This window comes from Actinoplanes teichomyceticus ATCC 31121 (genome assembly GCF_003711105.1).
GTDB lineage: Bacteria > Actinomycetota > Actinomycetes > Mycobacteriales > Micromonosporaceae > Actinoplanes > Actinoplanes teichomyceticus.
The window spans coordinates 7,586,562-7,611,525 of the sequence record NZ_CP023865.1 but is presented as its reverse complement, the minus strand read 5'-3'; the positions used below and the strand labels follow the sequence as shown (position 1 = coordinate 7,611,525).

General features: G+C 72.5%; 19 protein-coding genes. 12 read left to right on the top strand and 7 right to left on the bottom strand.

Annotation, left to right across the window (positions count from 1 at the left end; all coding sequences use genetic code 11):
- Positions 1-62: 62 nt before the first annotated feature.
- The 3 genes from ACTEI_RS33435 to deoC all read right to left on the bottom strand — a co-directional run bounded on the left by ACTEI_RS33435 (position 63) and on the right by deoC (position 3,314).
- A complete protein-coding gene (locus ACTEI_RS33435; RefSeq protein WP_187645862.1) occupies positions 63-905 on the bottom strand; it encodes an aldehyde dehydrogenase family protein in 843 nt (280 codons plus the stop codon).
- Positions 898-2,322: an aldehyde dehydrogenase family protein gene (locus ACTEI_RS33430; protein ID WP_122981287.1), complete on the bottom strand. Its 1,425-nt coding sequence runs from the start codon at positions 2,320-2,322 to the stop codon at positions 898-900. Before ACTEI_RS33430 ends, ACTEI_RS33435 begins: the two co-directional genes overlap by 8 nt.
- 62 nt (positions 2,323-2,384) lie before the next feature.
- The gene (gene deoC, locus ACTEI_RS33425; protein ID WP_122981286.1) at positions 2,385-3,314 is read right to left on the bottom strand and encodes a deoxyribose-phosphate aldolase; all 930 of its coding nucleotides are present in this window, start codon (positions 3,312-3,314) and stop codon (positions 2,385-2,387) included.
- A 60-nt stretch (positions 3,315-3,374) separates the two neighbouring features.
- On the opposite strand from deoC, the gene upp reads away from it, so the two are divergent.
- Complete coding sequence (gene upp, locus ACTEI_RS33420) at positions 3,375-4,007, top strand: uracil phosphoribosyltransferase (protein WP_122981285.1); 633 nt, start codon at positions 3,375-3,377, stop codon at positions 4,005-4,007.
- Positions 4,008-4,145: 138 nt separating this feature from the next.
- Here the strand turns inward: upp and ACTEI_RS33415 are convergent, their stop codons facing one another.
- Complete coding sequence (locus ACTEI_RS33415; RefSeq protein WP_239082145.1) at positions 4,146-4,571, bottom strand: NUDIX hydrolase; 426 nt, start codon at positions 4,569-4,571, stop codon at positions 4,146-4,148.
- A gap of 492 nt (positions 4,572-5,063) precedes the next feature.
- On the opposite strand from ACTEI_RS33415, the gene ACTEI_RS33410 reads away from it, so the two are divergent.
- From ACTEI_RS33410 to ACTEI_RS33390, 5 genes are all read left to right on the top strand, one after another.
- On the top strand, positions 5,064-6,791 hold the full coding sequence (locus ACTEI_RS33410; protein ID WP_239082144.1) for a stealth conserved region 3 domain-containing protein: 1,728 nt from the start codon (positions 5,064-5,066) through the stop codon (positions 6,789-6,791).
- Positions 6,792-6,861: 70 nt separating this feature from the next.
- Positions 6,862-9,117: a bifunctional glycosyltransferase/CDP-glycerol:glycerophosphate glycerophosphotransferase gene (locus ACTEI_RS33405; protein WP_122981283.1), complete on the top strand. Its 2,256-nt coding sequence runs from the start codon at positions 6,862-6,864 to the stop codon at positions 9,115-9,117.
- Positions 9,114-10,217, top strand: coding sequence for a non-hydrolyzing UDP-N-acetylglucosamine 2-epimerase (gene wecB, locus ACTEI_RS33400; protein WP_122981282.1), 1,104 nt, complete (start codon positions 9,114-9,116; stop codon positions 10,215-10,217). Before ACTEI_RS33405 ends, wecB begins: the two co-directional genes overlap by 4 nt.
- Entirely contained in the window at positions 10,214-12,325 is a 2,112-nt protein-coding gene (locus ACTEI_RS33395) for a bifunctional glycosyltransferase/CDP-glycerol:glycerophosphate glycerophosphotransferase (protein WP_122981281.1), read from the top strand. Before wecB ends, ACTEI_RS33395 begins: the two co-directional genes overlap by 4 nt.
- A 213-nt stretch (positions 12,326-12,538) precedes the next feature.
- Positions 12,539-13,222, top strand: a complete 684-nt coding sequence (locus ACTEI_RS33390) for a GOLPH3/VPS74 family protein (protein ID WP_122981280.1) — start codon at positions 12,539-12,541, stop codon at positions 13,220-13,222.
- 42 nt (positions 13,223-13,264) lie between these two features.
- Here the strand turns inward: ACTEI_RS33390 and ACTEI_RS33385 are convergent, their stop codons facing one another.
- Positions 13,265-14,917 carry a phospho-sugar mutase gene (locus ACTEI_RS33385; protein WP_122981279.1) on the bottom strand — a complete coding sequence of 551 codons (1,653 nt, stop codon included), beginning with the start codon at positions 14,915-14,917 and terminating at the stop codon, positions 13,265-13,267.
- Between the two features lie 23 nt (positions 14,918-14,940).
- On the bottom strand, positions 14,941-16,845 hold the full coding sequence (locus ACTEI_RS33380) for a serine/threonine-protein kinase (RefSeq protein ID WP_122981278.1): 1,905 nt from the start codon (positions 16,843-16,845) through the stop codon (positions 14,941-14,943).
- 203 nt (positions 16,846-17,048) lie between these two features.
- On the opposite strand from ACTEI_RS33380, the gene ACTEI_RS33375 reads away from it, so the two are divergent.
- Positions 17,049-18,614, top strand: a complete 1,566-nt coding sequence (locus ACTEI_RS33375; protein WP_122981277.1) for an acyl-CoA mutase large subunit family protein — start codon at positions 17,049-17,051, stop codon at positions 18,612-18,614.
- Positions 18,615-18,839: 225 nt separating this feature from the next.
- Positions 18,840-20,096 (top strand): amidohydrolase, encoded by a 1,257-nt coding sequence (locus ACTEI_RS33370; protein WP_122981276.1) that lies wholly within the window; start codon positions 18,840-18,842, stop codon positions 20,094-20,096.
- Positions 20,097-20,279: 183 nt separating this feature from the next.
- Here the strand turns inward: ACTEI_RS33370 and ACTEI_RS33365 are convergent, their stop codons facing one another.
- Entirely contained in the window at positions 20,280-21,215 is a 936-nt protein-coding gene (locus ACTEI_RS33365) for a DUF4349 domain-containing protein (RefSeq protein ID WP_122981275.1), read from the bottom strand.
- A gap of 108 nt (positions 21,216-21,323) precedes the next feature.
- Between ACTEI_RS33365 and ACTEI_RS33360 the strand changes: the two genes are divergently transcribed.
- The 4 genes from ACTEI_RS33360 (at position 21,324) to ACTEI_RS33345 (ending at position 24,960) form a co-directional block, all read left to right on the top strand.
- Positions 21,324-21,959: an MBL fold metallo-hydrolase gene (locus ACTEI_RS33360; RefSeq protein ID WP_122981274.1), complete on the top strand. Its 636-nt coding sequence runs from the start codon at positions 21,324-21,326 to the stop codon at positions 21,957-21,959.
- Between the two features lies 1 nt (position 21,960).
- Positions 21,961-22,905 (top strand): hypothetical protein, encoded by a 945-nt coding sequence (locus ACTEI_RS33355; RefSeq protein WP_122981273.1) that lies wholly within the window; start codon positions 21,961-21,963, stop codon positions 22,903-22,905.
- Between the two features lie 118 nt (positions 22,906-23,023).
- The gene (locus ACTEI_RS33350; protein ID WP_122981272.1) at positions 23,024-23,761 is read left to right on the top strand and encodes an SCO6745 family protein; all 738 of its coding nucleotides are present in this window, start codon (positions 23,024-23,026) and stop codon (positions 23,759-23,761) included.
- A 227-nt stretch (positions 23,762-23,988) separates the two neighbouring features.
- Positions 23,989-24,960: a GNAT family N-acetyltransferase gene (locus ACTEI_RS33345; RefSeq protein ID WP_122981271.1), complete on the top strand. Its 972-nt coding sequence runs from the start codon at positions 23,989-23,991 to the stop codon at positions 24,958-24,960.
- Positions 24,961-24,964: the final 4 nt, after the last annotated feature.

Sequence of the window (24,964 nt, the reverse complement as noted above, 5' to 3'; positions counted from 1 at the left end):
CATACCCTAGTCCGCAACGCTGTGTGACAGCGGCCCCGTCCCCTCCCTTTCCCCGCGCGTCGTCAATAACCCTTCGGGTGCCACACCGTCTTCGTCTCCAGCAACGAGGTCATCGGCTTGAGCCCCGGGTCGGCGGTGAAGTCGATCTCGCCGCCCGGTGGCCGCACCACCCGTTTGAGCGTGCCGGCCGCGGCCCGCTCCAGTTCGGCGGCCAGGTCCGGGTGTTCCACGCCAGTCAGGTCGAGGGCGTTCACGTCGGCGTGCGCGGCCAGCCAGGGGGCGGTCTCGGCGTACCGCCCGGTGAGGATGTTGACCACGCCGCCGGGCACGTCCGAGGTGGCCAGGACCTCGGCCAGGGTGATCGCGATCTGCGGGTCGGCGGCCAGCACCACCACGGTGTTGCCGGTGACCACGGCCGGGGCGATCACGCTCACCAGGCCGAGCAGCGTGGCCGGGGCGACCACGGCGACGACCCCGGTCGGCTCCGGCGCGGAGACGTTGAAGAACGGGCCGGCCACCGGGTTGGCCGCGCCGGCCACCTGGGCGATCTTGTCGGACCAACCGGCGTACCAGACCCAGCGGTCGACGGCCGCGTCCACCTCGGCGGCGGGCACACCGAGCGCGGTGAACTCGGCCCGGCGCGCCTCCGACATCTCGGCGACCCGGTAGAGCACCTGCCCGCGGTGGTACGCGGTGGCCCCGGCCCAGCCGGGCTGCGCCGCGCGGGCCGCGACCACCGCGTCACGGGCGTCCTTGCGCGAGGCGAGGGCCACGTTGTCGCCGTCCACCACGAAGGTCCGTCCTGACTCGCTGCGCGGGAACCTGCCGCCGATGTAGAGCTTGTAGGTCTTGCGGACGGCGAGCCGCGGGCGTGCCGTCTCCACCACCTTCGATGACTTAGGCAAGGTACGCCTCCAGGCCGTGGCGGCCACCCTCGCGGCCGTAACCGGACTCCTTGTAACCGCCGAACGGCGACGCCGGGTCGAACTTGTTGAACGTGTTGGCCCAGACCACCCCGGCGCGCAGCCGGTCGGCCACGGCCAGGATCCGCGAGCCCTTCTCCGACCAGATCCCGGCGGACAGCCCGTACGGGGTGTTGTTGGCCTTCTCGACCGCCTCGGCCGGGGTGCGGAAGGTGAGCACCGACAGCACCGGCCCGAAGATCTCCTCCCGGGCGATCCGGTGCGCCTGGGTCACCCCGGTGAAGATCGTCGGGGCGAACCAGAAGCCGCGCTCCGGCAGCCGGCAGGGCGGCGACCAGCGCTGCGCGCCCTCGGCCGCGCCGGTCTCGGCGAGCTCGGTGATGCGGGCCAGCTGCGCCGCCGAGTTGATCGCACCGACGTCGGTGTTCTTGTCCAGCGGGTCCCCGACGCGCAGCGTGGCCATCCGCCGCTTGAGCGAGGCGAGCAGCTCCTCGGCGATCGACTCCTGCACCAGCAGGCGCGACCCGGCGCAGCAGACGTGCCCCTGGTTGAAGAAGATCCCGTCGACGATCCCCTCGACCGCCTGGTCGAGCGGCGCGTCGTCGAACACGATGTTGGCCGCCTTGCCGCCCAGCTCCAGGGTCAGCCGCTTGCCGGTGCCGGCCACCGTCCGGGCGATCTGCCGGCCCACCGCGGTGGAGCCGGTGAACGCCACCTTGTCCACGTCCGGGTGGGCCACCAGGTAGGCCCCGGTGTCGCCGGCGCCGGTGACGATGTTGACCACGCCCGGCGGCAGCTGCGCCTGCCGGCAGACGTCGGCGAAGAACAGCGCGGACAGCGGGGTGGTCTCGGCGGGCTTGAGCACCACGGTGTTGCCGGTGGCCAGCGCGGGCGCGACCTTCCAGGCCAGCATCAGCAGCGGGAAGTTCCACGGGATGACCTGCCCGGCCACGCCGATCGGCCGCGGGTCCGGGCCGAAGCCGGCGTACGTCAGCTTGTCCGCCCAGCCGGCGTAGTAGAAGAAGTGCGCGGCGACCAGCGGCAGGTCGACGTCCCGCGACTCCCGGATCGGCTTGCCGTTGTCGAGCGACTCCAGCACGGCCAGCTCCCGGGAGCGCTCCTGGATGATCCGGGCGATCCGGAAGAGGTACTTCGCGCGTTCCGCGCCGGGCAGCGCGGACCAGCCGTCGAAGGCGCGCCGGGCGGCGGCGACCGCGCGGTCCACGTCCTCCGGGCCGGCCGCGGCGACCTCGGCGAGCACCTCCTCGGTGGCCGGGTTGACGGTCTTGAAGACGTTGCCGTCCCGGCCCGGTTCGAACGAGCCGTCGATGAAGAGTCCGTAGGAAGCCGCGATGTCGACGACCGAGCGCGACTCGGGGGCGGGAGCGTATTCGAACATTCTCACCACGGTTTCTCTCGCAGTGCGGCGGGGCCGGCCGCTCGGGCCCGGCCCTCGGTCCCTCAGTCCAGGGTGAAGTAGTCCGGGCCGCCGTAGTGGCCGGTGGTGAGCTTGGCGCGCTGCATCAGCAGGTCGTTGAGCAGCGAGGAGGCGCCGAACCGGAACCACGCCGGGTCGAGCCAGTCCACGCCGGCGGTCTCGTTGATCAGTACCAGGTACTTGACCGCGTCCTTGGTGGTCTTGATGCCACCGGCCGGTTTCACGCCGACCTGCCGCCCGTGCCGCTCCCGGAAGTCGCGCACCGCCTCCAGCATGACCAGGGTCACCGGCAGCGTCGCGTTCACCGCCACCTTGCCGGTGGAGGTCTTGATGAAGTCGGCGCCGGCCAGCATGGCCAGCCAGGAGGCGCGCCGGACGTTGTCGTACGTGGCCAGCTCGCCCGTCTCCAGGATGACCTTGAGATGCGCGTCGCCGCACGCCTGTTTGACCGCGACGATCTCGTCGAAGACCGTCGCGTAGTCGCCGGCCAGGAACGCGCCCCGGCTGATCACCATGTCGATCTCGTCGGCGCCGGCCGCCACCGCCGCGCGGGTGTCGGCCAGTTTCACCTCGAGCGGGGCCTGCCCGGACGGGAACGCGGTGGCGACGCTGGCCAGGTGCACCCCGGAGCCGGCCAGCGCGGCCGCGGCCACCTCGACCATCGCCGGGTAGACGCAGATCGCGGCGACCGGGGGACAGCTCGGGTCGGCCGGGTCGGGCCGCCGGCCCTTGGCGCACAGCGCCCGCACCTTGCCGGGCGTGTCGGCGCCCTCCAGGGTGGTCAGGTCCACCATCCGGATCGCCAGGTCGATCGCCCGGGCCTTGCTGCTCGACTTCACCGAACGGGTGCCCAGCGCGGCCGCCCTGGCCTCGACGCCCACCCTGTCGACCCCGGGCAGGCCGTGCAGGTAAGCGCGGAGATCGGACAGGCCGACGGGCGCTGTCGCAGTCATGAGAACGATTCTATGCGACCCGACGGCAGTTGATCTTGGGTGAACGGTAGGTTGAGCTCCGTGGACGTCCTAGTCGTAGATCACCCGCTGGCTCAGACCCGGCTCACCGCGATGCGCCGGACCGAGACCGAGTCCGGTGTCTTCCGCGCCTCCCTGCACGAGCTCACCACGATGGTGGTCTACGAGGCAGCCCGGCTCTTCGCGGTGGAGAAGTACCCGATCGAGACGCCGGTCGCGGCCACCGAGGGCACCCGGCTGGCGAACCCGCCGCTGATCGTGCCGGTGCTGCGCGCCGGGCTGGGCATGGCCGACGCCGCGCTGGGCCTGCTGCCCGAGTCGTCGATGGGCTTCGTCGGCCTGGCCCGCGACGAGGAGACCCACGAGCCCCGGGCGTACATGGAGTCGCTGCCCAGCGACCTGTCCGGCCAGCCGGTGCTGGTGCTCGACCCGATGCTGGCCACCGGCGGCTCGCTGCTGCACTGCTGTCGGCTGCTCGCCGACCGGGGCTGCACCGACATCATCGTCTGCTGCGTGCTGGCCGCCCCGGAGGGCATCGAGCGCCTGCGCGCGTCCGGGCTGCCGCTGCGCCTGATCACCGCGTCGATCGACGAGGGGCTGAACGAGAAGGCGTACATCGTCCCGGGTCTCGGCGACGCCGGCGACCGTCAGTTCGGCGGCATGCGCCGATTCTGAAAGAGCGCGGCGCGCCTGCCTGCCGGGCGCGCCTGCCCGCCGGGTGTGCCTGCCCGCCGGGTGTGCCTGCCCGCCGGGTGTGCCTGCCCGCCGGGCGCGCCCGCCCGCCGGGTGTGCCTGCCCGCCGGGCGCGCCCGCTCACGTCGTGTACGACCAGGACTGCGCCCGCCCCGCCCGGAACGGCATCACGCCGTGGAACACCGTCGGCGAGTCGGCGAAGACCAGCGGCAGGAAATGCCGGTCCGACTCCCACATCGGCAGCCGCCCGGCGAGCAGATCGGCGCGCTCCACCCAGTGCAGCGAGCCCTCGTGGTTGGCGGTCTTCGGGGTGCCGCTCCACACCGGGATCCGGAAGAGGAAGCCGAACCAGTTCTCCCCGTCGCGGCCGAAGCCGGGCCAGGAGATGGTCCCGGCGAGGTCGAGCCGTCCGCACTGCAGCCCGGCCTCCTCGGCGATCTCCCGGCGCATCCCGGACGGCACGTCCTCGTCCGGCTCGAGTTTCCCGCCCAGCCCGTTGTAGTAGCCGAAATGAATGTCGTCCGGCCGGGTGTCCCGACGGATCATCAGAACCCGGGACGAGTCGGGCGACAATACATAACCCAGCGTGGCGAGCACCGCCCGCATGTGCTTCTCCTGTCTGGCCGGCGACCGGATCGCGCCGGGTGGCCGCGGCCGCACCGGCACGCGCGTCCCGGTCGCGAAGTGGTGGACCGCGAAGGTTAGCGGCCGGGCCGGCGCCGCGGCACGCCGGTCGTAGCAGAAGCCGCGGCACCCCGGCCATAGCAGAAGCCGCCGGACGAGGCACGAACAGCCGATGAACTACCCCCGAAGGGTTCCTTCAGCGCCGTTGTCGCCGAATGAGATGATCCCGGGGTGACCGGTGTGGCGTGACTGTGCCATCCGGTCTCGACGTCATGCTCCCGCGCGCCCACGCCCGGGAGAATCGAACGACCCGCCGGTGCGCCGGCCGTCCGTCCTCGCCGGCCGACGGTCCGCGCTCCGCCGACCGGGACCCCACCAGGCTCGGGGGAGAGGACGACAGAGGTGCTGCGCCCGATGGTTGTCGCACGGAAGGTGGTTCCCCGGCCGGTTCGCCGCTGGCTCGGCCGGGCCCTGCCCGAAGCCGCGCGTAACAGGCTCGCGCCGGCCTCGGGCGGGCCGCGCCCGATCGACGAGGCGCACGTCGACCCGGAGGCCACGCCGCTCTCGGTCCGGTCCGCCAACCTGGACCGGGTGGCCGACGCGCTGGACGCCGCCGGGGTGCCCTGGTTCCGGGTGCCGGCCAACCGCTTCGAGCGGACCGTGGTGGCGGTGCCCGAGTCGTTCCGGCCGCGGGTCGAGCCGCTGCTGGCCGAGCTGGCCGGGGCGGGCGCCACGGTGCGGCCGGTGCTGCCGGAACGCCGGTGGACGGTGACCGCGATGGTGCCCGGCGCCGCCATGCCACCGCCCCGGCGCGCGAAGGGCGCCAAGACGCCGACCGGCCGCGCGGCCAACGTCCCGGACCGGCCGGCCGCCGCCGCCAAGGCGGAGAGCGTGGAGGGCCCGGAGGAGGAGCTCGCGCCCGAGCCGGTGGCCACCGCGGTCTACTGGCCGGTCACCGACCCGTCCCGGACCCTGCTGCTGGGCCGCCAGCACGCCTGCGAGGTGGAGTTCTGGGCGGAGCTGCCGGACGGCCGCCTGACCGCGCCGCGCTACAACCGGTCCACCGAGGTGGTGTCGGCCGCCGACCCGGTGGTCGAGGCGCCGGAGAGCGTCTTCAGCGACTTCCACGGCGCCGGGCCGTCCCGCAGCTACCCGACCCGGCAGCCGTTCCTGCTGCCGCCGATCGACCACGTCGACTTCCCGATCGACGTCGTCTACACGTGGGTCGACGGCGGCGATCCGGCCTGGCTGGCCCGCAAGAACGCGGCGCTCGCCGAGAACGGCTGGGCCGGCGGCAACGAGCAGGCGGCCAACCTGTCGCGCTACATCTCCCGCGACGAGCTGCGGTACTCGCTGCGCTCGCTGCACATGTACGCCCCCTGGGTGCGGCGGATCTTCCTGGTCACCGACGACCAGGTGCCGGCCTGGCTGAACACCGAGCACCCCAAGGTCACCGTGGTCAGCCACAAGGAGATCTTCGGTACGGCCGGTCGGCTGCCGACGTTCAACTCGATGGCGATCGAGACCCGGCTGCACCACATCGAAGGGCTCGCCGAGCACTTCATCTACATGAACGACGACGTCTTCCTGGGGCAGCCGCTGCAGCCGGGGTTCTTCTTCACGGCGACCGGGCAGACCCGGTTCTTCCTGTCCACCTACCGGGTGGACGGGGGCCTGCCGGTCGCCGACGAGCCGCCGGTGATGGCCGCCGGCAAGAACAACCGGGCGATCATCGAGCGCGAGTTCGGGCGGCGGGTGGCGTACAAGATGAAGCACACGCCGCACGCCGCACGCCGCAGCGTGCTGGCCGAGATCGAGCAGCGGTGCCCGGAGGCGTTCGAGGCGACCGCGTCGCACCAGTTCCGGCACCCGGACGACATCGCGGTGCTGTCCTCGCTGCAGCAGCACTGGTCGTACCTGACCGGGCGGGCGGTGATCGGCGAGCTGAAGTTCATGTACCGCGACCTCGCCCAGCCGCACACCGAGGAGCACTTCGACATGACCTTGAAGAAGCGGCCATACCAGGTCTTCTGCCTCAACGACACGGTGGAGAGCGATGTCTCACCCCAGGAGCAGGCGAAACTGCTCACCGGCTTCCTGACCGCGTACTATCCCTTCCGGTCTCCCTACGAGCTGCCGTGACGGTGTGTACCTCCCCGTGAGGCAAGACCCATCCAACCCCGCCCGGCCGAAACGGGTTCAAGGAGTTTAGTTGTTCAAGGTTTCGATCATCCTGGCGTGCTACAACGTCGATGCCTTCATCGAGGACGCGTTCGAGTCCATCGTCCGGCAATCCGCGTTCGCCCAGTTCGAGGTGATCCCGGTCAACGACGGCTCCAAGGACCGGACCTGGGAGATCATCCAGGAGTACCAGAAGCGGTACCCGGACAATTTCTTCCCGATCAGCTTCGACGAGGGCTCCGGCGGGCCCGGCCGGCCGCGCAACGCCGGTCTGGAGCGCGCCACCGGCGAATACGTCATCTTCATGGACCCGGACGACCGGATCTACAAGGACGGCTACAGCACGCTCCTGAAGGCCATGGAGAAGCACCGGAGCGACGTGGTCATCGCGACGCGGTACGGCGTCAAGGAGAAGACCGACGGCAAGAACCCGGTCTGGGTCGACTGGATGGCCGAGAAGCCGTACGTCAACCAGAACTCGTACGAGATCAAGCTGGATCTGCTCTCCCAGCGGCCGGTCATCCTGAAGACGATCTACCGGCGCGACCTGATCGAGCGGTACGGGCTGCGCTTCCTGGAGAGCGTCAGCAGCAGCGAGGACGAGATCTTCGACAAGAAGTACCTGCTGCTCTCCGAGAAGATCACCAAGATCAACGACGTCGTCTACCTGTACACGGTGGCGCGCACCGGCAGCATCACCAGCAAGATCCGGATCAAGGTGTACGAGGACCTGGTCCCGATCTTCGCGGGCCTGGACGACGCGCTGTCGGTGTACTTCAACGAGGCCATCGTGGCCTACCGCGTCGCCGCCCTGCTGCGCACCTTCTACCTGCCCAAGCTGCTGCTGCTCGACCCGGGTCTGACCGACCGGGCGCTGGAGCTGTGCCGGGAGGCGTGCGAGTCGTTCGGCTTCGACCGCCTGCTGCTGACCGCGAACGCCACCGACCGGCGGATCGTCGAGCTGCTGCGCGACCGCCAGTACAGCCAGTTGATGCTGTTCTTCATGAACCAGCGCACCGGCGCGGCCAACCGCCGCAACCGGGCGCAGGCCAAGCGGCTCAAGGAGATGGAGCGCCGCCCGGTCCAGCTGGCCCTCAAGGCCTCGAACCTGGTCGGCCTCAGCCGGCGGGCGGTGCGCGAGGAGGGTGGTCTCGGCAAGCTCTGGACCACCCGGATCCGCAAGAACCTGGCCGGCGTCGCCAACGGGTACTGGGTCTTCATGGACCGCCGGGAGAAGGCCGCGGACAACGGTGAGGCCCTCTACCGGTACGTCCGCGACAACCGGCTCCACGACAAGATCGCCTTCGTGATCCGGCGGGACAGCCCGGACTACGACCGGCTGGCCGCCGACGGCTTCAACCTGGTCGCGTACAACTCGCTGGAGCACTGGCGGCTGCACTTCAACTGCGAGTACTTCTTCGCGTCGCACGTCGACGACGTGATCATCAAGCCGTGGGCGTCGTACGGCGCGTCCGACCTCAAGCCGCGGTACAAGCTGGTCTTCCTCCAGCACGGCATCATCCGGTCGGACCTGTCCGGCTGGCTGGGCGCCAAGAAGTACCACCTGTTCTGCGCGTCGGCCGAGCGCGAGTACAACGGGCTGATCAACAACGTCCGCTACAACCTCGGCCCGGACCGGTTGAAGCTCACCGGTCTGGCCCGGCACGACCTGCTGGAGGCCAAGGACGGCGACTACGTGCTGGTCAGCCCGACCTGGCGGTCCTTCCTGTCCGACGCGACCGAGGCGGAGTTCCGCGACTCCGAGTTCTTCCGCAGCTGGCACCGCCTGATCCACGACTCGCGGGTCAGCGCGGCGATGTCCGCGGCGGGGGTGCGCCTGAAGCTCGTGCTGCACTCCAGCATCAGCCAGTTCGCGCACTGCTTCGACGAGGACCAGCACGTCGAGGTGGTGCCGTTCAGCCAGGTGCCGAGCTTCGCCGAGCTGCTCTCGTCCGCCCGGATGATGATCACCGACTATTCGTCGATCTCGTTCGACATGCTGTACCTGCGCCGCCCGGTGGTCTACTTCACCTTCCCGGAGCTGCAGAAACACAGCACCAACACGGGCGCCGACCTCGGCCTCTACGAGGAGCTGGGCACCCGGGTCGAGGACCACGAGGCCGCGGTCGCGGCGGTGGTCGCGGCGGCCGAGCGCGGCTTCCGGTCCGCGGAGGAGAAGGTCCGCGCCGCGGACGGGTTCTTCGCGTACGGCGACCGGCAGAACCGCAAGCGCATCATCGACGCCGTGCTGGAGAGGACCGCCGTGCTGGAGAGGACCGCCAAGTGAGCAGGTTGATGTTCGTCTTCGGGACGCGCCCGGAGTTCATCAAGCTCTACCCGGTGATCATGGAGGCGCGCCGCCGCGAGCACGAGGTGGTCGTGGTCAACACCGGCCAGCACCGCGAGATGCTCGACCAGCTGCTCGACGAGATGGGCATGTCGGCCGACTTCAACCTGAAGATCATGACGCAGCAGCAGACGCTGGCCGACATCCTGGCCCGCACGCTGAGCCCGCTCGACCAGGTGGTCGCCCAGGTCCGCCCGGACCACCTGTTCGTGCACGGGGACACCTCGACCACGCTGGCCGGCAGCCTGATCGCGCTGTACCGCAACGTGCCGCTCTCCCACGTGGAGGCCGGGCTGCGCACGTTCAACAAGCACTCGCCGTTCCCGGAGGAGATGAACCGGCAGCTCACCGGGGTGCTGACCGACTACCACTTCACGCCCACCGAGGTCACCCGGGGCAACCTGGAGCGGGAGGGCAAGGATCCGTCGCGGATCTTCGTGGTCGGCAACAGCGCGATCGACATGCTGCGCTACACCGTGCGCGACGACTTCCGGCACCCGGTGCTGGACGAGGTCGGCGACCGCAAGCTGGTCCTGATCACGGTCCACCGCCGGGAGAACATCTCCGAGCTGGGCCAGATGTTCTCGGCGATCAACGACGTCGCGCAGCGGTACGCCGACACCCACCGGCTGGTCTACCCGATCCACATGAACCCGGTCGTCCGGCAGGCCGCGGACCGGTACCTCACGTCGCCGGCGATCCGGGTGATCGAGCCGCTCGGCACCACCGACTTCCACAACATCCTGAGCCGCTCGTACCTGGTGATGACCGACAGCGGCGGCATCCAGGAGGAGGCGCCCAGCCTCGGCAAGCCGGTGCTGGTGCTGCGGGACACCACGGAGCGCCCGGAGGGGGTGGCGGCCGGCACGCTGCGCCTGGTCGGCACCGGTCGTGAGGACATCGTCCGGGAGGCCGCGCGCCTGCTCGACGACCCGGCGGAGTACGAGCGGATGGCGACCATCGCCAACCCGTACGGCGACGGCACCACGTCACAGCAGATCATGGACGTGATGGACAAGGTGGTCGCGGACGCCGGATGAGCGCTGCGCTCACCGTCGTCACGACCGCGTGGCGGGTCCAGGGGTACCTGACCGAATGCCTGGACTCGGTCCTGCGCCACCAGCACGACACCCCGGTCGAGCTGGTGGCGGTGGACGACGCGTCCCCGGACCACTGCGGCGCGCTGATCGACGAGCGGGCGGCCGCGGACCCGCGGGTCGTCGCCGTGCACCTGGCGAGCCGGCGGGGCCCGGGCGGGGCCCGTAACGCCGGCCTGGACCGGGCGACCGGGGACTACGTCTGGTTCGTCGACGGCGACGACCGGATCGTGCCCGCCGCGCTGGGGGTGATCGCGGACCGGTTGCGCGCCGAGCAGCCGGACGTGCTGGTCGTCGGGGTGGCCCGGGAGCGCTGGGACCGCCGGGTCAGCCGGTGGACCGTGCCGGGCGACGAGGTGCGCTCCGGCCCGGCGGCGCTGGCCGCGCCGCCACCCCCGCTGGGCGGCCTGATCGTTCGCCGCGCTCTGCTGATCGAGGCGGGCATCCGGTTCCGGCCGGGACTCTACGAGGACCACGCGTTCGGGTACGAGACCCTGCTGGCCGCCCGCACCGTCGCCACCGTCGGGCACGCCTGCTACGTGGCCCGCCCGGACCGTCTCGGCTCGCTGCGCGGCGCCGGCTCGCCGGAGCACGCCACCGCCGTCGCCCAGTACGAGCACCCGCTCACCCGGCCGGCCGCCGCGACCGCCGAGCCGCAGCTGCGCCGCGCCGCCGTGCGCCGGGCGGTCGACGAGTCGCTCGGGGTCCTGGCGACCCGGGTGCCGGCGGCGGCCCGGCGCGGCATGTTCGCCGAGGTGTCCCGGTTGCTGCGCGCGCACTCCCCGGGCGGGCTCGGCGGCCTGCGGCTCGCGCTGGTCGCCGGGGACCGGTACCGGACGTACCGCGCGCTGCGAGCCCTGCGCCGGATCCCGCGCCGGGTCGCCGGCCCGGCCCGCCGGTTCCGCGACGTCCTGCGCAAGGCCGGCCTGCGTCTGTACTACCACTGGCAGCTGCGCCGCCCGCTGGACGACAACCTCGCGGTGTACGCCGCGTACTGGTACCGCGGGTACGCCTGCAACCCGGCCGCGATCTACGAGAAGGCCGCCGAGCTGGCCCCGCACGTCCGCGGGGTCTGGGTGGTCGGGAACGGTCACGAGGCGCCCGCCGGGGTCGTCGTCGTCCGGCCCGGCACCCGCCCCTACTTCCGCGCCCTGGCCCGCGCGAGGTACCTGGTCAACAACGCCACCTTCCCGCCGTACGTGGTGAAGCGCCGCGGCCAGGTCCACGTGCAGACCCACCACGGCACCCCGCTCAAGACGATGGGGCTGGACCAGCCGCGGTTCCCCGCCTCGCTGCGCGGGTTCGACGCCGAGCGGATGCGCCGCAACCTGGCCAAATGGGACTTCAGCATCAGCGCGAACCGGCACACCACGCTGCTGTGGGACCGGCAGTTCCCGATCGGCGGGGAGACCCTGGAGACCGGCTACCCACGCAACGACCGGCTGGCGCTGGCCACCGCGGCGGACATCGCCGCGGCCCGCGCCGAGCTGGGCGTCGCCGCGCACGAGCGGGTGGTGCTCTACGCGCCGACGCACCGTGAGTGGCACCCGGTCTTCACCCCGGTGCTGGACGTGGACGCGCTGGCCGAGGCGCTCGGCCCGGACACCCGGGTGCTGCTGCGCGGGCACTACTTCTACGACGCGCTGGGCTTCCCGCCGCGGCACCCGCGGGTGCTCGACGTGTCCCGGCACCCGTCGATCGAGCGGCTCTGCCTGGCCGCGGACGTGATGATCACCGATTTCTCCTCGGTGATGTTCGACTACGCGGTGCTGGACCGGCCGCTGGTGATCTTCGCGCCGGACTGGGACGTCTACCGGGCGGTCCGCGGCGTCTCCTTCGACCTGGCCACCGACCATCCCGGCACCTTCGCCCGCACCTTCGACGAGCTGGTCGACGCGTTCCGCGGGGGCCGGGTGGACGACGCCGCGGCGGCCGCGCGGCGGGCCCGGTTCCGTGCGCGGTTCTGCTCGCTGGAGGACGGGCACGCCAGCGAGCGGGTGGTCCGGCGGGTGTTCCTCGGTCAGCCGTCCGGTCGTCCCCCGTCCACCTGATCCGGTGGCATCCACCGGCCCCGCGCGGCCCGACCGGCGCCGGTGGGCGCGGCCGCCCAGCCGGTGGCACGAGCGGAAGGCGGTCACCGCCGATCACCCTTCGGCTACCCTGGGTGTACCGACGCGGTTCGGGTCGTCCGCTGTCGTCCGGTCGCGGTCGAAGCCGGTCGACTGGGCGCTGGCGCCCGAGCGCCGAGCCGTTATGTTTTCTCCATGACGTCCATTCCGCTCGCCGAGGAACTCCTCCTTCTCGCGTACGACGACCAGACAGGCAAAGCGACCGGCTCCCGGATCGGCCTCGATCTCGGCATGGCCGCGGCTGTGCTGATCGATCTGGCGCTGGCGGGCCGGGTCGCCTACGTCGATGGCTACCTGCAGGTCAAGGACACGACGCCGATCGGGGACACGGTCGCCGACGCGGTGCTCACGAAACTGGCCGGCGACCCGCCGCACACCCCGGCGCAGTGGCTGCAGCGGCTGCGGCACCGGCTGCGCACCCGGGTGCTGGAGGACCTGTGCGCCCGCGGGGTGGTGAAGGACGTCGACGAGACCCAGCTCGACTTCATCCACGTGCACCGCTACCCGACCACCGACCCGGCGTTCGAGGCGGAGATCCGCGAGCGGCTCACCGAGGCGCTGACCAGCGACCGGGTGCCGGACGAGCGCACCGCGGCGCTGGCCACCCTGCTCTGCGCGGCCCGGATGGAGCCGGCCCTGAAGCTGCCCGCCGAGGAGGTCGAGCGGGCCCACCGGCGGCTTGAGGAGATCTCGGCCGGGGCCGGGTTCGCGGGCGGTGCGAACCTGGAGGACTCGATCGTGCGCCCCAGCGTCGCTCTCGTGGTCGCCACCCTGGGCAAGGCCATCTCGGCCGCCCTCGGCACGCCCAAGGCCTCCTGAGCCCACCCCCGGGTGTCCGGCGCCGGACACCCGGGAGGGTGGTCAGACGCCGAGAACCGCCGCGATCTCCGCGCGCAGGGCGGTCAGCGCGGCCGCGGCCCGGGTCCGGGCCGCCGCCAGGTCACCGCCGGCGACCGGCTCCACCACTTCGAGGTACGCCTTGAGCTTCGGTTCGGTGCCGGACGGGCGGATCACCACGCGGGCGTTCCCGGTGCGGAAGGTCAGCACGTCGTTCTCCGGCAGCCGGTCGGCGACCTCGGTGACCGGCATCCCGAGCAGCGTGGCCGGCGGGTTGCTCCGGGCCCGCCCCATCGCCAGCCCGATCTCGGCCAGGTCGTCCACCCGCACCGAGAGCTGGTCGGTGGCGTGCACGCCGAACTCGACGGACAGTTCGTCAAGCCGGTCGGCGAGCGTGCGCCCCTCGGCCTTCAGGGCGGCGGCCAGCTCGGCCACGGTCAGCGCCGCGGTGATGCCGTCCTTGTCGCGCACCATGGCCGGGGCGACGCAGTAGCCGAGCGCCTCCTCGTATCCGAACGCCAGGTCCTCGGCGGCCCGGACGATCCACTTGAAGCCGGTCAGGGTCTCCGCGTACGGCACCCCGCGCGCCGCGCACAGCCGGCCCAGCAGCGTCGACGACACGATCGTGGTGGCGTACGTGCCGGGCGTGCCGCGTCGGATCAGGTGGTCGGCGAGCAGCACCCCGAGCTCGTCGCCGCGCAGCGGCCGCCAGCCGCCGTCCGGCCCGGGGATCGCCACCGCGCAGCGGTCGGCGTCCGGGTCGTTGGCGATCGCCAGGTCCGCCCCGATGTGGCCGGCCAGCGCGAGCAGGTGGTCCATCGCGCCCGGCTCCTCCGGGTTGGGGAACGCGACGGTGGGGAACTCGGGGTCCGGCTCGGCCTGGTCGGCGACCACGGCCGGGGTGGCGAACCCGGCGGCGGCGAACGCGGCGGTCAGGGTGCCGCCCCCGACGCCGTGCAGCGGGGTGTACGCGACGACCAGGTCCCGCGGGCCGCCGGCGGCGGGCACGGCGGCGGCGCGATCGACGTACGAGGAGACGATCTCCTCGCCGAGAACCCGGCCGGCCTCGCCCAGCGGGACCGACGTGACGCTCCCGACCGCCCGGATGGCCGCCTCGATGCCGGTGTCGGCCGGCGGCACGATCTGCGCGCCGTCCCCGGCCGGACCGCCGAGCCGCCCGCCCAGGTAGACCTTGTAGCCGTTGTCCTGCGGCGGGTTGTGACTGGCGGTGACCATCACGCCGGCCACCGCGTCCAGGGCCCGCACCGCGTACGCCAGCACCGGGGTGGGCAGCACCGACGGCATCAGCAGCGCCTCGCGACCGGCGCCGGTCGCCACCCGGGCGGTCTGCTCGGCGAACTCCCGGGAGCCGTGCCGGGCGTCGTAGCCGATCACCAGCGGGCCCTCGCCGCCCTGCTCGGCCAGCCAGGCCACCAGGCCCGCCGCGGCGCGGGTGACCACCGCGAGGTTCATCCCGTTGGGCCCGGCGCGGAGCCGGCCGCGCAGCCCCGCCGTCCCGAACGTGAGCGGTCCGGCGAATCGGTCCCGCAGCTCGGCCGCGGTGGCCGGCAGACCATCGATCAGTTCACGCAGCTCGGACTGAGCTGCTGGATCCGGGTCGTCCGCGAGCCAGGCCTCGGCCGTCGCCCGGAGTTCAATATCAACTTCTGGTGCCATTACGGATTGATAGCACAGAGCCGTCACAGGTTGAGCTGGAAGCTCTCCGCCATCGCGTCGAAATACTTCCTGCTCCCGTCGAACTCGGCCGCCGGAGTGCTCAGGAAGAACGAGTACATCGTGCCGTCGACCTGGGTCATCCGCCACAGTCCGTGCCGCATCGCGTCACCGGTGCCGCAGGTGTACTCCAGCTGCGCGGCCGGGTGGCCGGCCATCTGGACGTCCTCGGTGGTGCCGACCGATCTGAACGGCTTGGGACAGTTGGCTGATTTTTTCAGGCCGTTCGGCGCGATCTCGGTGACGAACCGGGCCGGGGTGGCCTTGCCCGGCTCGGCCAGCACACGCACCTTGCGCAGCTTGTCGGCCGGGTCGATGTAGTCGACGTAGTTGCCGTTCACGGTGCGCTTCCAGCCGGCCGGCACCTTCACCGAGATGGCCTTGTTGCCCCGGTAGTCCTGGGTCTGCACGGCAGCCGACACGGCGGGCGCGCTGCTGTCCGGGGCGGCCACCGGGGCGGCCGGGGGAGCGTCGTCGCCGCCGGTGAGCGAGAGGACGAGGATCAGCGCGAGCGCCGCGGCCACGCCACCGCCGACCGCCAGCTGCCTGTTGCGCGGCCAGCCGCGGAACGTCCGCACCGCCCGGTCCGTGGTGTCGCGGACCGCCTGGGCGGCGTTCTGCACGGCCATCCGGCGTTTCGCCGCCGGGCTGGTGACCACGGTGCCCTGCCGCGCGCCGCCCGGCAGCCAGGCGTCCTGCGGCGGGATCACGCTGGTCGCGCCGGTGGTCGCGGGGATCTGGTGGGCCGGCATGGCGCCGGTCGGATACCCCGGGTCCGGCGCCTGCGGGGCGCGTCGCCGGCCCCCGGAGTTCTGCTGCTCCAGCTTGTTCAGGTGGTCGGTGAGCGACTCGCCCGGGCTGAGCATGGCCCGGCCGCCGATCTGGCCGCTGGGCTGCGGCGGGATCGGCTGGGTCGGCGCCTCGGGCGGCGGCGAGACCGGCCGGGTCGGGACGACCGAGTACGGATCGGTCATCATGTGCGGCGGGTTCTTGCTGGCCAGCGGGCCGGCCAGCTGCTGCCGCAGCAGGGTGCGCGCGGTCTGCACGTCCATCCGCTGGGCCGGGTTCTTCTCCAGCAGGCCCATCAGCACCGGGGTGAGCGAGCCGGCCCGGACCACCGGGGCGGGCGGGTCCTCGACGACCGCGTGCATCGTCTCGATCGGGTCGCCCTTGTCGAACGGCGGGCGGCCCTCGATCGCCGTGTACAGCGTCACGCCGAGCGAGAACAGGTCGCTGGGCGGGCCGAACTCGTGGCCCATCGCCCGCTCGGGGGAGATGAAGTGCGGCGAGCCGAGCACCATGCCCGGCGTGGTCAGCTGCACGTCGGTGGGCATCCGGGCGACGCCGAAGTCGGTCAGCACGCACCGGCCGTCCGAGCAGATCAGCACGTTGGCCGGCTTGACGTCGCGGTGCAGCACGCCGTGTGCGTGCGCCACCTCCAGCGCGCCGAGCAGCGCGATGCCGATCTTGGCGACCACCCGGGACGCCACCGGGCCGTCCTCGATCACCATGTCGGCGAGGCTGCGCGCCTCCAGCAGCTCCATCACGATCCACGGGCGGCCGTTCTCGTGGACGACGTCGTAGACCTGCACGACCGCGGGGTGCTGCAGGGCGGCGGCGGCCCGCGCCTCGCGCATGGTCCGCTCGTACATCGCGTCGCGGTCGCTGGGCGCCAGCCCCGGCGGGAGGATGACCTCCTTGATCGCCACATCACGGCGCAGCAGCGTGTCCGCCGCCCGCCAGACCGTGCCCATGCCGCCGTGACCCACCGCGGCGCGCAGGGTGTACCGCCCGCCGATCAGCGTGCCGGGGGCCGCACGTCCGCTGAGGGAGGCCGCGTCGCCGCTGCTCCACGTCGGAATCTGAGTCACTGAGGGTGCCACCGAGGGGGTCTAGGGGGCTGGGGCTGACCCAGCTATCTTGCCCGCTCGCCTGCCGCAACGAAAGTCGCGGTCGGAGTGTTCACCGGGAAACGACAGCGGGTAGCGGGCGAGTGGCCGAGGGTGGGCAGGCCCTCGCGCCCGGCGCGACCTCCCGTACTGTCAGCCGCCTGAACGAGCCTTAGGATCACCTCGTGAACGCAGAGTCGGGTTTTCCGATCAAGCCGGTGTACGGCCCGGACGACGTGCCTCCCGGCGCCGGCCTGGATCGGCCGGGTGAGTTCCCCTACACCCGTGGCGTCTATCCCACGATGTACACCAAGCGCCCCTGGACCATGCGGCAGTACGCCGGCTTCGGCACCGCCGCCGAGTCCAACGCGCGCTATCACCAGCTGCTGGAAGCCGGCACGATGGGCCTGTCGGTGGCGTTCGACCTGCCCACCCAGATGGGTTACGACTCGGACGACCCGATCGCGCACGGCGAGGTCGGCAAGGTCGGCGTGGCGATCGACTCGATCGACGACATGCGGCAGCTGTTCGACGGCATCCCGCTGGACCGGGTGTCCACCTCGATGACCATCAACGCGCCCGGCTCGGTGCTGCTGCTGCTCTACCAGCTGGTCGCCGAGGAGCAGGGGGTGCCCGGCGCCGCCCTGCAGGGCACCATCCAGAACGACATCCTGAAGGAGTACATCGCCCGCGGGACGTACATCTTCCCGCCCAAGCCGTCGCTGCGGCTGGTGGCCGACACCTTCGCCTACTGCCGGGCCGAGATCCCGAAGTGGAACACCATCTCGATCTCCGGCTACCACATGGCCGAGGCCGGCGCGACGCCCGCGCAGGAGATCGCGTTCACCCTGGCCAACGGCATCGAGTACGTCCGGGCCGCGATCGCCGCGGGCCTGGCCGTCGACGACTTCGCGCCCCGGCTGTCGTTCTTCTTCGTGGCCCGTACCACGCTGCTGGAGGAGATCGCCAAGTTCCGTGCCGCGCGCCGCATGTGGGCCCGGATCATGCGGGACGACTTCGGCGCCAAGGACCCGAAGTCGATGATGCTGCGGTTCCACACCCAGACGGCGGGCGTGCAGCTGACCGCCCAGCAGCCGGAGGTCAACCTGATCCGGGTGGCGATCCAGGCGCTGGGCGCGGTCGCCGGTGGGACGCAGTCGCTGCACACCAACTCGTACGACGAGGCCATCGCCCTGCCGACCGAGAAGTCCGCCCGGCTCGCGCTGCGCACCCAGCAGGTGCTGGCCTACGAGAGCGGCCTGACCGGCACCGTCGACCCGTTCGCCGGCTCGTACGCGGTGGAGGCGATGACCGACGCGGTGGAGCGGGAGGCGACCCGCCTGATCGAGCGGGTCTTCGAGTACGGCTCCGCGGTCGACGCGATCGAGCAGGGTTTCCAGAAGGCGGAAATCGAGCAGTCGGCGTACCGTATCGCCAACGAGATCGACAGCGGCGAACGTGTCGTGGTCGGTGTCAACCGGTTCGTCATGGACACCGAGGAGAAGTACGAGCCGCTGCGGGTCGACCCGGCGATCGAGGCGGCCCAGGCGGCGCGGCTCGCCCGGCTGCGGGACGAGCGGGACAATCCGGGCGTACAGCGCGCCCTGGCCGCATTGGCGAAGGCCGCCGCCGGAAGCACGAACGTCCTACCGTTGATGAAGGAGGCGCTACGACTCCGTGCCACGGTGGGGGAGGTCTGCCACACGCTGCGCGACGTGTGGGGCGTCCATCGGCCGGTCGAGCGGTTCTGAGGCCGCTCGACGTACTCGTGGTGCGTCGCGTTACCTCCGCGATTCGTTACCCGTTGTGGTGGGCGGGCCGGGACGATCTCCCGGGCGGCCGCCCCGACAAGTCCGCTGCGCCGCATCACCGGGGCCGGCATGTTTACCTGACCGTTACACAGCGTGACCAAGATCGGACTAAGCTGTCGCGCGTCGCCAAACCCGACCAAATCCGAGAGTGATCTGGAAGCCGACGTGACTACTGCTCTGACGGCGCCCGCCGGCGCCGATACGGCGTGGGCCGGGCCGCAGCCCGGCGAGGACCCCCTGACCGGCCAGCTCGACCACTGGCTCGCCGCCCGGGGAGCCGAGCTGGTGACCATCCGCCGGCACATCCACGCCCACCCGGAGCCGTCACACTCCGAATTCGAGACCGCGGCCCTGATCATGCGGGAACTGACCGTGGCCGGCCTGCGGCCCCGGCTGATGCCCCGCGGCAACGGGGTGATCTGCGACATCGGCGAGGGTGACCGGATGGTCGCCTTCCGGGCCGACCTCGACGCGCTGCCGCTGCACGACCTCAAGGACGTGCCGTACCGCAGCACCGCCGAGAAGCTGGCCCACGCCTGCGGGCACGACGTGCACACCACCATCCTGCTCGGCCTCGGCCTGCTCCTGGCCGAGCTGCACGAGCAGGGCGAGCTGCCCGGCCGGGTGCGGCTGCTGTTCCAGCCCGCCGAGGAGGCGATCCCGTCCGGCGCGCCCGAGGTGATCGCGGCCGGCGGGCTCAAGGACGTTTCCGCGATCTACGCCCTGCACTGCTACCCGCAGCTGCCGGCCGGCCTGGTCGGGGTCCGCTCCGGTCCGTTCACCGCCGCCGCGGACACCATCAAGGTCAAGCTCTCCGGCCCGGGCGGGCACACCGCGCGCCCGCACCTGACCGCCGACCTGGTGCACGCGCTCGGGCGGGTGATCGTCGACGTGCCGGCCCTGCTCGACCGCCGGGTCGACCCGCGGGCCGGCGTCTCGCTCGTCTGGGGCTCGGTGCACGCCGGTCAGGCGTTCAACGCCATCCCCGGCGCCGGCGAGGTCAGCGGCACGGTGCGCATCCTCAACCGGGACGCCTGGCGCGAAGCCCCCGAGATGATCACCAAGCTGATCCGGGACGTGGTCGCCGCGACCGGCGCCGAGGTCGAGGTGGAGTACAAGCGCGGCGTCCCGCCGGTGATCAACGACCGGATGGCCAGCGCCATCATCGCGGGCGCCGCCGGCGCCGCGCTCGGCGCCGACCGGGTGGTCGAGGCCGAGATCAGCATGGGCGGCGAGGACTTCTCCTACTACCTGGAACACGTGCCCGGCGCGATGATCCGGCTCGGCACCGGGATCCCCGGCTCCGACACCCGGCACGACCTGCACCAGGGCGACTTCGACGTGGACGAGAGCTGCATCGCGCACGGCATCCGGGTGATGACGCACACCGCGCTGGCGGCGCTCTCCACCGGCGCCTTCTGACCCGGGCCGGCCCCGCCCGAGGCCGCGCCGCCCGGCGCGGCCCGCGCGGGCCCGGGACAACCCGCCTCCGGTACGACCTCGGGGCCCCGTCCGCAGGCCACCGCCCCAGCCCCGCCCATACCGGCGAGGCGGTCCCACCGGTGTGCCCGGCGCGACGTCCCACCGCGCGTGTCGGCCGAGCCGTCACGGAGTGGCCGGAGTCTCCGCGGGCGGCGCGGGCGTGGCCGGTACCTCCTCGCCGCCGCGGGCGCGGCGGTAGCGGCGGCTCAGGTGGAGGAGGCCGTACGCCGGCAGGCCCAGCGCGAGGAGCCAGGGCAGCAGCGCGCCGAGGACGGTCAGCAGCACGCCCAGCGACGCCACCAGGGCCCGCCAGCCGCCGGCCAGCCCGCCCAGGAAACCGGCGGGACCGTCGTCCTCGGCGGGCTGGGCCGGCGCCTCGGGGCCGAGCAGGACCACGGTGACCGTGCTGAGCGCGGTCAGGTCGGCCAGCCGGCGCTTCTTGGCCTGCAACGACGCCAGGTCGGACTCCCGGCTGGCCACCTCCTTCTCCAGCATCACCAGGTCGTCGAGCGACTTGGCCTGGCCGAGCAGCTTGCGGCCGCTGTCCACCCGGGCCTGCTGCACCGCGATCCGGGCGTCCAGGTCGACGACCTGCTCGGTGACGTCCTCGGTGTTGATCGCACGGCTCTGCTCCTCGCCCAGCCCGGCGATCTGCTCCAGCGCCGAGCCGAACTTCGCGGCGGGGATCCGCAGCTTGAGCGTGGCGGTGTCGGACCCGTCGGCGCCGCTGTGCCGGTCGTCGCCGCCGACGAACCCGCCCGTGCCGCCCGCGATGCCGGTGATCTGGGCGGCAGCCGCGTTCACGTCGCCGACCCGCACGGTGATCGTGCCGGTGTAGACGATCGAACGCTGCGCCACGTCCGGCGGCGCCTGGGCGGCGGTGTCCCTGCCGTGCTGGGCGGCCCCGGCGGCGGGCTCGGCCGGGTTCGCGTCGACCGCGGCCGGCTGGGCGGCGCTGCCCGAGCCGGAGTCCTCGGCCGCGCCGTCGGCGCCGCAACCGGTCAGGAGCGCTCCGGCAAGCAGCACGGCGCCGAGCCAGATGTGTCCCCGTTTCCGCATGACTACTCCGATCGTCGGTACGACTGACCCCTGGGACGTACGGCGGGCGCTGCCCGGTTCCGGCAGACTGCGAGATGACCGGTCACGATTCAGCGACGGAGGAGCACCGTGCGTGTCACGAAGTTCACCCATGCCTGTCTACGGATCGAGGGGGCGGGGGTGCTCGTCGTCGATCCGGGCGAATTCACCGAGAAGTCGGTGCTGGACGGTGCGGACGCGGTGGTCGTCACCCACGAGCACTTCGACCACCTGGACGTCGCCGCGGTCGTCGCGGCGGTGACCCGCCGGCCGGAGCTGCGGATCTTCGCGCACGCGGACGTGCTGGCCAAGCTCGGCGAGGTGGCCGCGGCGACCACGGCGGTGGCGCCCGGTGACGAGTTCGAGGCCGCCGGGTTCCGGCTGCGGGCGTACGGCGGCCGGCACGCCGTGATCCACCCGGACATCCCGCGAATCGCGAACCTGGGCTATCTGATCGCGGACGAGGGCACGAACGTGTACCACCCCGGCGACTCGTTCGTCGTCCCCGAGGGCGCCACCGTCGACACCCTCTGCGTCCCGCTCAACGCGCCGTGGATGAAGGTCGCCGAGGCCATCGACTTCGCCCGGGCGGTGCGGCCCGGCCGGGCGTTCGCGGTGCACGACGGGCTGCTCAACGAGCGCGGGGCGGCGATCTCCGACCGGCACCTGGAGAACTTCTCCGGCACCCGGTACCAGCACCTGGCGCCCGGCGACACGCTCGACTGACGTGCCCAGCCTGATCGACGACGTCCTCCGGCGGCTCTACGAGGAGCCCCCCGACGGTTTCGTGGCCACCCGCGCCGCCGCGATCCAGCAGGCCCGGGCGGCCGGTGACCGGGAGACGGCCAAGCGGCTCGCCGCCTTGAAGAAGCCCACCGTGGCCGCCTGGGTGGTGAACCTGCTGGTCCGCAGGCGTCCGGATCTGATCGGCGAGCTGGTCGAGCTCTCCGGCGCGCTGCGGGCCGCACAGCGCGAACTGCGGGGGGAACAGCTGCGGGAGCTCTCCGAGCAGCGCCGCCGGTTCGTGTCGGCGCTGGTCGCGGCGGCCCGCGAGCTGGCGGTGGCGGCCGGCGCCGGGGCGGGGAAACTGCCGCTGGGCGAGGTCGAGTCGACCCTGACCGCGGCGCTCGCCGATCCGGAGGTCGCCGAGCAGGTCCGGACCGGGCGGCTGATCCGCTCCGCGGCGTACGCCGGGTTCGGCGAGGTGCCCCGCCCGCGGCTGCGCCTGATCACCGGCGGCGAGCAGGAGGGCGTCGCCGAGGAGCCGCCGGCCCGCCGGATCACCGGCGGCGAGCAGGAGGGCGTCGCCGAGGAGCCGTCGGCCGCGGTCGAGCGGGTGTCCGCCCAGCAGCGGGCGGCCCGGGAACGCCGCCGCCGGGAGGCCGAGCGCAGACGCCGGGAGCTGGAGCGCGAGCTGGCCTCCGCCGAGGCCGCCGAGCGGCGCGCGGACGAGCACCTGGAGCGGGCCGAGGCGGCCGAGCGTGATGCCGCGGACCTGGTCGACGACCTGGAGGCGGAGCTGGCCGAGCTGGAACGGCGGCGGACCGAGGCGGTGGCCGACGTGGCCCGCCGCAAGCAGGCGCGCCGTGTCGCCGAGCGGGAGGCCGCAGCCGCCCGTCGTCGGGTCGGTGACGTGCAGGCCGCTCTGGACGAGGTGACGGACCCGTCGTGATCGACCGGTGACCGGCTGCGGTGCGGCGGTCGGTCGATGTGGGTGAGATCTCACAGCCGGACGGTTATCGATTGCCGGAGCGTTTTCCTCAACCGGTCAAGCGGAGCAGAATCGGGCGGTGACCCCCGAACAGGCCGCCGCCAACGCCAAGACGGGCCTCGCCACCATCGTCGGAGCTTTCGCCGAATCGCCGCAGACGCTGCGCCGGGCCCGTCTGCTCGGGCTCTCCGGCTGGGCCTATCACGTCTCGGCCCGGGCCGGGGCGCTCGGCGACGTGCGCCCGGAGACGGTGGCGGCCGCGCTGGCGTTCATCGCGCCGGAGGCGGTCACCGAGGGCTGGGAGGCGACCGCGAAGAGCTCGGCGCCGCCCGAGGTGGCCACCTGGCACCTGCGTGAGCTGTGCACCTGGGGGCAGGAGCAGGTCGGCGGCTTCCCGCGGCTGCCTCGGCTGCTGGAGCTGGGCCGGCGGGTGGTGGACGAGGTGGACCCGGCAGGGCTGCCGCTGTTCGCCGCGTGGCGGGCCATGCCGGTACCCAGCCAGGAACCGGGCGCGCAGGCCGCGGTGCTGCTGCACCTGCTGCACGAGCACCGCCAGGGCGTGCACGTGATCGCGGTACGGGCGGGTGGCCTGACCCCGCTGGAGGCGATCCTCGCCGGGCCGGAAGGGGAGACCGGCGCGGTCGCGTTCGGCTGGCAGCCGCCGTATCCTCCGGCCGGTCCGCTGGTGCGCCGGCTGATGTGGGCCGAGGCGGTGGCGAACTCGCTCGCCGGCCAGGCGTACGCGACGCTGGACCGCCCGGAGCGGGTGGAGTTCGCCGGCCTGCTGGAGTCGCTGGCCCACCGCTTCGCGCGCTGAGAATCGGAGTCGGCACCGCTTCGCGCACTGAGAATCGGAGTCGGCACCGCTTCGCGCACTGAGAACCGGCCGTGCCAGGCGCCGGGAATCGGCCACACCGCGTACGCGGGGAACCGGCCGCGCCACGCGCTGCGGATCGGCCGCACCGCCGGCGAGCGTGCGGCCGGGGACCAGCCGAACCAGTGAAATCGATTGGCAGGAGCCGGCCCGCGTGGTCGGATGCCCGCATGAGTGCGCTTCCGGACGGCTGGACCATCCGCCGGCCCACCCTCGACGACGTGCCGCAGATCCTCGCGCTGGTGCATGCCAGCGACATCGCCGCGATCGGCGAGCCGGACTTCACCGCGGACGAGGTGCGCGAGGAGCTGACCGGCCCGAACACCGACATGTCCCGGGACTCCTGGCTGGCCTTCGACGCCGGCGGCCGGATCGCCGGGTGGGCGTACGCGCGTAACCACACCGGCCAGGCCCGGGATTTCCTGGAGGTGTACGTCTGGCCGGAGCGCGGCGTCCCGGCACAGCGCCCCCTCCTGGAGCTGATGATGGGCCGGATGGCGGAGCGCGCCGCCGAGTTGGGCCACCAGGTGTACACCGTGCGGGCCGGGGCGATCCCCAACGAGACGGCGTACATCGAGGCGCTCACCGGCGCCGGTTTCACGTTCCTCAAGCAGCACGCCCGGATGCGGATGTCGCTGGCCGGCGTGAGCGGGACGGCCCCGGAGCCGCCGCCCGGCGTGACCGTCCGCGCGGTGCGTCACGACGACGCCGACGAGATGCGCCGCTTCCACGCGGTGATCGAGGAGGCGTTCCGCGACTCCGACCACCCGGCGATGGACCACGCCGGCTGGCGGCACCAGTTCGAGACGGACAGCACGGTCTCCTTCGACGAGTGGTTCGTCGCCGAGACCGGGGACGGCGGGCTGGCCGGCGTGCTGCAGTCGGCCGACCCGGGCGACGGGGGCGACGAGGCCTGGGTGCGCTACCTCGCGGTGCTCCGGCCGTACCGTAAGCGGGGTATCGGCGCGGCTCTGCTGCGCCGCGCCTTCGCCGCCTACGCCGCGAAGGGCCGGCCGGAGGTCGGTCTGGGCGTGGACCTGGCCAACCCGACCGAGGCCGCGCGCCTCTACCACGGGGTCGGGATGACCCCGCTGTACCGGGCGAACGTGTACCAGACCACGGTGACCGCGGACCGCGGCTGACGCG

Excerpts from the sequence above, each read along its gene's own strand:
- ACTEI_RS33430 (WP_122981287.1), bottom strand. The coding sequence starts at position 2,322 with ATGTTCGAATACGCTCCCGCCCCCGAGTCGCGCTCGGTCGTCGACATC.
- deoC (WP_122981286.1), bottom strand. The coding sequence starts at position 3,314 with ATGACTGCGACAGCGCCCGTCGGCCTGTCCGATCTCCGCGCTTACCTG.
- ACTEI_RS33415 (WP_239082145.1), bottom strand. The coding sequence starts at position 4,571 with ATGATCCGTCGGGACACCCGGCCGGACGACATTCATTTCGGCTACTAC.
- ACTEI_RS33410 (WP_239082144.1), top strand. The coding sequence starts at position 5,064 with ATGGTTGTCGCACGGAAGGTGGTTCCCCGGCCGGTTCGCCGCTGGCTC.
- ACTEI_RS33395 (WP_122981281.1), top strand. The coding sequence starts at position 10,214 with ATGAGCGCTGCGCTCACCGTCGTCACGACCGCGTGGCGGGTCCAGGGG.
- ACTEI_RS33390 (WP_122981280.1), top strand. The coding sequence starts at position 12,539 with ATGACGTCCATTCCGCTCGCCGAGGAACTCCTCCTTCTCGCGTACGAC.
- ACTEI_RS33385 (WP_122981279.1), bottom strand. The coding sequence starts at position 14,917 with ATGGCACCAGAAGTTGATATTGAACTCCGGGCGACGGCCGAGGCCTGG.
- ACTEI_RS33365 (WP_122981275.1), bottom strand. The coding sequence starts at position 21,215 with ATGCGGAAACGGGGACACATCTGGCTCGGCGCCGTGCTGCTTGCCGGA.
- ACTEI_RS33345 (WP_122981271.1), top strand. The coding sequence starts at position 23,989 with ATGAGTGCGCTTCCGGACGGCTGGACCATCCGCCGGCCCACCCTCGAC.